This window comes from Nostoc sp. NMS8 (assembly GCF_017115045.1).
GTDB lineage: Bacteria > Cyanobacteriota > Cyanobacteriia > Cyanobacteriales > Nostocaceae > Nostoc.
In genome coordinates this window covers 1-6007 of record NZ_JABXKK010000073.1, presented here as the reverse complement: position 1 = coordinate 6007, position 6007 = coordinate 1, and the positions used below count along the sequence as shown (strand labels likewise).

The following is a 6007-nucleotide window of genomic DNA, read 5'->3' as shown; positions in this document are numbered from 1 at the left end:
ACTATCTCTTTACATTACCGTAGTTTGTGGTTCAATTACCTGAAAATTGCTGTAAAATCAGAGCATCCTTGGTATGATTCTTTTTATCGCCTCACACCAGACATATTTCATCTACCTAATTTCTTAGATCAAGTGTACTGGTTGGCTTTTATCCGCTACATTATCCAATCTCGTCAAATTGATATTGTTGTAATTTCTCACACAGACATTGCCTATTACTTCCTCCCTCTACTCCGTGCTGAATTTCCTCAAGTTGCTTTTATTGATTGGACATACACTGGCAAGTCCAATTCTCAAAGCAATAATTACTTCACTCTCTCTAGTCAATTTAGTCAGTATCTTGACTATCAAGCTTTATTCTCTCCACAAAGGACTGGGGTTGAGAAAGATATTAATTATCCAACTAAATCTAAGTTGAGAGTTTGCTTCAGGAATTTTGAAATGATAAACATTTTTACTGAAGCTATCCAAACACGTCAAACCCAGATCCAATCAGAAATTGACACGGAGTTAGCAACTATAGCTTTATTACTTGCACTCAGGTAAATTTAAACTCCATAACATACTTGTCCATCACTTGTTTCTCCTATTCATGGGTGGGGGATTGGGTTTCGCAGATCGCAGAATACACTCCACAGATGCCTAGATGCGGAGCGGCTCGTCCAAGGGCATCGCTCCTTGAAAGGATAACAAGTATCCGCCCTTCAGGTGTATACAGCACTTGCCTCTATTATGAGGTACACTAGATTAAAATATAAATACTTTTAAATGAAGTCTTACTCTGTCGATGTTCGAGAAAAAATAGTTGCAGCACATCTTGAGAAAAACATCTCAATCAGGAAAGTGGCTAACATCTTTTCCGTCTCAAAGGGTTTAGTACAAAAGCTTGTAAAACAACAAAGACTTGAAGGAAATTTACAATCCAAGCCGCGAGGAAAGCCACAATTTAGTCATTTAACAAATGCTGACGTAGAGCCCGTGAGAATTAGTTGAATCATATCCAGATGCAACATTGATAGAGTTGTGTGAATTATTTGCAGAAAAGACTGGTAATTGGGTAGGTCAAAGTGCAATGTGTCGTGCGTTACAGAAATTAGGATTAAATCGAAAAAAAAACGAAGCGGAGTACCCAAGCAGGGACAGAAAGAGTCCTAAATTTAAGATTAGATTATTGGGAAAAGGTCAAACATATAGAGCCAGAAAATTTAGTATTTTTGGATGAAACTGTTGTCTTACTTGGGTTAACGAGGACTCATGCCCGTTCAAAAATGGGAACAAGAGCTTACTCTCTTAACCCCTTCTATAGAGGCTCAAAAGTTACAGTAATTGGAGCAATTAGTATTAAAAAAGTAGTTGCATTAATGACAATGAATGGTTCAATGGATGGCATTGCATTAGAATTATTTGTTGAGAAGTTTTTAGTGCCACATTTATGGTCAGGAGCAGTGGTAGTAATGGATAATTTATCCGCACATAAACTAGATTCAATTGTGCCAATGATTGAATCTAGTTTATGTGCGAAAGTTATTTGTTTATCTTCATACTCCCCCGATTTTAATCCAATTGAATTATGGTGGTCACAACTTAAATCTTTTTTACGCAGTTTTGCTCCAACTACAACAGAAATGGTTGATAAACTAATCTCATCTGCACTCGATTTAATAAATCCTCAACATTTAAGAAACTGGTTTGCTAGCTGCTGCTACTGTACCTCATAACAGCCGTAAATGCTGTATCCGTAAGAAGGGAAAGAAAAGAGGTAAGCAGAATCACATTTGCTGTGATTGCGAACGCCAATTAACTGATCGCTATGAACAACTGCAATGAACCACACCAAGATGTTGAAGAAATTATCAAAGCCAGTCCAGTCGGATGGGCATAAGATGGTCAAATATCGTACTAAGTAATACATCATAAATCTAATATAAAAATCTAATATAAAGCAACTAGGCTGTTATGTGAAGTTTAGTTGAATGATGAAGATATAGAAAGATTAAAGCAAAGAGCAACAGAAAATTATTATAGTTTTGAAGTCAATATAAGTTACCCCAAATGGGGATCTAAGTGGTGGGATAGAAGTCGTAATGAGTACATTGGAGTCTATAGTGGCTCCAAGAGAACGTACAATGTGGAAATTGTTGGTGTAGGGATTTTGAGAAGTAAGTCTGGAGGTTTTTACTCTTATGTTCCTAATAGTGGAAAAACTTACAAAATGGATGTGGGCAAAGTAACAGAGGAGCTTAAGACAATTGAAGATCCTGGTGAGCATCTTGGAGAAATTTTAATAGGCATCCCATTAGCGTATGCCACAAATGGTGTTGCACAGGCTTGGTATGGTTTAAATAGTTCGATTTGAGGCTTGTATTTCTGTGAGGGTGATTATAAAGAAGGTGAAAGTGGGCTAGTAATAGAACTTTGTTAAATTACTGGACTCGGGATTTTTAGAATCAATTAGGAGAGCGAAAAATTTCTGCCCATCTCCGCCGAAATTTAGCAAAGGTTCTCAACATTAATCATCCCAAGGCTTTAAAACTTTGTAGATGCAAGTTCGGTGTAACGAACGGTGTGCTGAATATTGTTATGCCCCAGGTAACTTTGAATTGTTCGGGTGTCAGTACCTCGATTAGCTAAATAATAACCTCTTCCATGCCGTAGCACATGGGCATGAACAGGAAAAGCTAGACCAGCTAACTCATTAGCCCGTTCAACAATTCCACCGACAGTATCCTGGGCTAATGGCTCATGCCGAGAAGACTGGAAAACATAGGGACTAGCAGGATAATCTCTTTGAAGCTTGCCGAGAGAGAGCGAATTTTCTCAGAGTCAAGAGGATGAGTAGACACAGTACCTTTTTTAACTCGTTTTACGACTCGCATATCGAAACATATTTGCCGACCATTGGTCGGCAAATAAGCGAGAAAGTGAAAGCTAAATTCTCAATTCTTGTGCAGGTTCCTTACAAGTCCGTAATTTTCACTATAGCCTCCACATAGTTAGTGGAGGCGAATTAATCGAAACAACGTCGTTATCCCTCCTAAGTAGGACTTTTTCTCCTCTGCTATACAAAAGCGAAAATGAGAAGTTGATTTCTCTTGCGTAGCGATCGCTGCCCTTGAACAGTCCCAGGGGCAACGCACGAATTTAACCTATGCTGTCAAGAGATAGCGGCAGTGATAAGAGTAGGTTAAGGAGCGATTGCCCTCATGCGGTGCTTCATCCGATCGCTGTAGGCAAGATTTGCAGTACTTGTACAGAGGTATAAGTACTTATTAAGGTATAAAATGATGCTACTCAAAGATGATTATAGTAAATTTATATATTCTATTGATGTGAATAATTCGGTAGACTATTTTTGTGAAAGTGCATCTACCGTAAGCGATCGCCAATCCTTTGCCCTTATTGCAACCACTCCTCCACAGCCTGCGATTGTTCCCTTGAGGTCAAGGGTGTTGTATTGGGCTTGGTTTGCAGCAGCCAATAGCGTTCAGTGATATATCTAATCATTGGGCGAAAAAAAAATTACAGAGATGTCTGTCTACTGCGGTGTTGCAACTTCCCTCAACGAAACTGGAAGTGCCTTTTCTCCTAATATTGCGACACGGCGTAATTATGCCCCAGCAGCTACATTACGGTTGCTCAACTGTTTTTTGGGTGTTGAACCAAAAACAAAAGCCAAAAAGATTAAAATTTGAACATGCTGTCCCTTTTAATGTACTGAGTTTGACACAAGCTGAATCAAGGGAATACGAATAATAAACTCAGCACCAACTCCTGGTTGGGAAATGCATTCTAAAGAACCGCCATGTTTTTGTGTGATAATTTGGTAACTAATAGCCAATCCCATCCCTGTACCTTGTCCAACAAGTTTGGTTGTGAAAAAGGGATTAAATATTTGCTTTAAAGTATCTTCTGGTATTCCTAGTCCATTGTCGGCAATGCTAATAGTAACTTGATCTGGTTCTACTAATTGGGTGCGGATATAAATTCGGGGATTATCAATTATATTGAATTTTTTTGTTGTCCATCGACCTCTAAGGGCTGAATCTTCTAAAGCATCGAGCGCATTCACTAAAATATTTAAAAATACTTGGTTTAACTGCCCAGGATAACATTCAACTAAGGGGAGGCTACCGTATTCTTTGATCACTTCAATTTGCAGGCGCTGGTTAGTAGGGTTGAGGCGGCTTTGAATGATCATTATCGTACTATCAATTCCCTCATTAATATCAACTGCTTTCATTTCAGCTTCGTCTAAGCGTGAGAAAGTCCGCAGGGAAAGAACAATATCTCGAATCCGCTCTGCCCCCATCATCATCGATTTGAATAATTTGGGAAAGTCTGACCTTAAAAAATCTAGTTCAATGAAATTTGTAAACTCCTCAATTGCCTTGACTGATTGGGGATAATGTCTTTGGTAGATATCTAATAGTGAAAATAAATTTTGGGTGTATTCATCAGCCGATTTTAGATTGCCGTAAATAAAGCTAACAGGGTTGTTAATTTCATGTGCAATTCCAGCTACTAATTGTCCCAAACTGACCATTTTCTCATTTTGAATTAATTGAGCTTGAGCTTGCTGTAACTCTTTGAGAACTGTGGCGAGTTCTTCTTTCTGACTTTGAGTTTGTTTGAGTAATTCTGCTTGCTGTAATGCTACACCTAGCTGAGACGCAATTTGGCTAAGTATATATACTTGATCTGCTTGCCATTTTCGAGGTGCATCGTTTTGGTAAACTGCTAGCAGTCCCCAAAGTTGTTGACTTTGATAAATAGCAGTAATTACGTAAGCTCTTGCCTGGCATTGCTCTAAAATTTTCAGGTAGCACTTACTAAAGCCAGCGCTGTAAATATCGTGACAAACACGATAAGTTTCATTTTGAGAAAAACCTCCTCCCTGTGTATCTTGTAAGTAAGTATCCACAATTGGAGGAATAGATAAATTTTTCAAGCTACATTCACTGATATTTTCTACTAATTCTGGTTGATGCACTTGTTGCTGAATTAGAGGCAACCACCCTTGTGCTAAGGACTCAGAGACAACTGCTCCACTCCAATCTGGATTAAAACGATATAAAATTACACGGTCAGAATTAAACAATTGCCTAATTTCTTGAGTAGTTGTCTGAAAAATATATTCTAAGTCAAGAGATTGACGGATTTTTTCAACGGTGATAGCGACAATTCGCTGAGATTCTGCTGCTTTTAGTGCTTCTATTTTTAGTAATTCTACAGGCTGAATACTGGCTTTTTGTAAGTAGTTGTCGGGCTTAAACATAATTTTCAATAAGAGGTTAATGTAATTCAAAAATAGTTGAGTGTAAACTTTAAAAATGATTTATAAGAACTACTTTGATTTTTCGTAGATAGGTAATATTTATAGCTAGAACTTCAACAATTAATACTCTCCTATAATTAAGCCAATAATGGTTCTAAAAATTCCCATATTTAGGGCAAAAGCATAGCCAAATTTAATTTTGTTGGTAATACTCGTACCATTAGTCATCCTTAATAACCATCTTTGGAAGTTTGACTCAATGATGACATGGCTGAAAAGTGGCAGCAAATCTAAGCCTTGATTCTGAGAAGCCATAATGATAATAGACGCAACAATAATCAACTCTTACTTAGAGTTCCCTTGTTTTGCTTCAAAATTAAAATTCTGCTGGAAAATTGCAGTGTAATTGACTCAGTAAGACTGTCATATTTGCACTGGACTGCTGCTGTCTTTGCACCCAAAGGTCAATTAGCTGTTGCCGTTCTTGAAGAACCAGCAGAAACTGACGCTCATACTATTTTTTCAGCTTCGGTATCTGGGCTAAAGACTTCCACCACTTGAGTAGTTGTGGAGTTAGCGCTAACAGTGAAAGGTGTTTACCTTTCCAGTTTTTGGGAGGGTATAAAAAGATTGAAATGCCCACGAAGAGGATTTCGCCACGATAATATAAGGTTAGGACCAGCCCTTTCAAGGTGTCTGTTTTTAGGTACTATTTTTGGGATAGAATTTTAG

At 38.1% G+C, this 6007-nt stretch carries 7 protein-coding genes and 2 pseudogenes; 6 read left to right on the top strand and 3 right to left on the bottom strand.

Annotated features, from left to right (window positions below; translation table 11 throughout):
- The 3 genes and pseudogenes from HWQ39_RS14375 to HWQ39_RS14365 form a co-directional block, all read left to right on the top strand.
- Positions 1-546 (top strand): annotated as a pseudogene (locus HWQ39_RS14375) (hypothetical protein); the annotation flags it as partial.
- A 668-nt stretch (positions 547-1214) separates the two neighbouring features.
- The gene (locus HWQ39_RS14370) at positions 1215-1718 is read left to right on the top strand and encodes a transposase (RefSeq protein WP_292845863.1); all 504 of its coding nucleotides are present in this window, start codon (positions 1215-1217) and stop codon (positions 1716-1718) included.
- Between the two features lie 251 nt (positions 1719-1969).
- A complete protein-coding gene (locus tag HWQ39_RS14365; protein WP_292845861.1) occupies positions 1970-2356 on the top strand; it encodes a hypothetical protein in 387 nt (128 codons plus the stop codon).
- A 170-nt stretch (positions 2357-2526) separates the two neighbouring features.
- Here the strand turns inward: HWQ39_RS14365 and HWQ39_RS34410 are convergent.
- Positions 2527-2766 (bottom strand): annotated as a pseudogene (locus tag HWQ39_RS34410) (tyrosine-type recombinase/integrase); the annotation flags it as partial.
- A 515-nt stretch (positions 2767-3281) separates the two neighbouring features.
- Here HWQ39_RS34410 and HWQ39_RS14360 point away from each other — a divergent pair.
- Positions 3282-3491 carry a hypothetical protein gene (locus HWQ39_RS14360; RefSeq protein WP_292845858.1) on the top strand — a complete coding sequence of 70 codons (210 nt, stop codon included), beginning with the start codon at positions 3282-3284 and terminating at the stop codon, positions 3489-3491.
- Positions 3492-3527: 36 nt separating this feature from the next.
- Complete coding sequence (locus HWQ39_RS14355) at positions 3528-3692, top strand: hypothetical protein (protein WP_292845855.1); 165 nt, start codon at positions 3528-3530, stop codon at positions 3690-3692.
- A 14-nt stretch (positions 3693-3706) separates the two neighbouring features.
- Here HWQ39_RS14355 and HWQ39_RS14350 read toward each other — a convergent pair whose 3' ends face one another.
- Together HWQ39_RS14350 and HWQ39_RS14345 are read right to left on the bottom strand one after the other, a co-directional pair.
- Entirely contained in the window at positions 3707-5275 is a 1569-nt protein-coding gene (locus HWQ39_RS14350) for an ATP-binding protein (protein WP_292845852.1), read from the bottom strand.
- 120 nt (positions 5276-5395) lie between these two features.
- Complete coding sequence (locus HWQ39_RS14345; RefSeq protein ID WP_292845849.1) at positions 5396-5590, bottom strand: hypothetical protein; 195 nt, start codon at positions 5588-5590, stop codon at positions 5396-5398.
- A 114-nt stretch (positions 5591-5704) separates the two neighbouring features.
- Between HWQ39_RS14345 and HWQ39_RS14340 the strand changes: the two genes are divergently transcribed.
- Complete coding sequence (locus HWQ39_RS14340) at positions 5705-5836, top strand: hypothetical protein (RefSeq protein WP_292845846.1); 132 nt, start codon at positions 5705-5707, stop codon at positions 5834-5836.
- Positions 5837-6007: the final 171 nt, after the last annotated feature.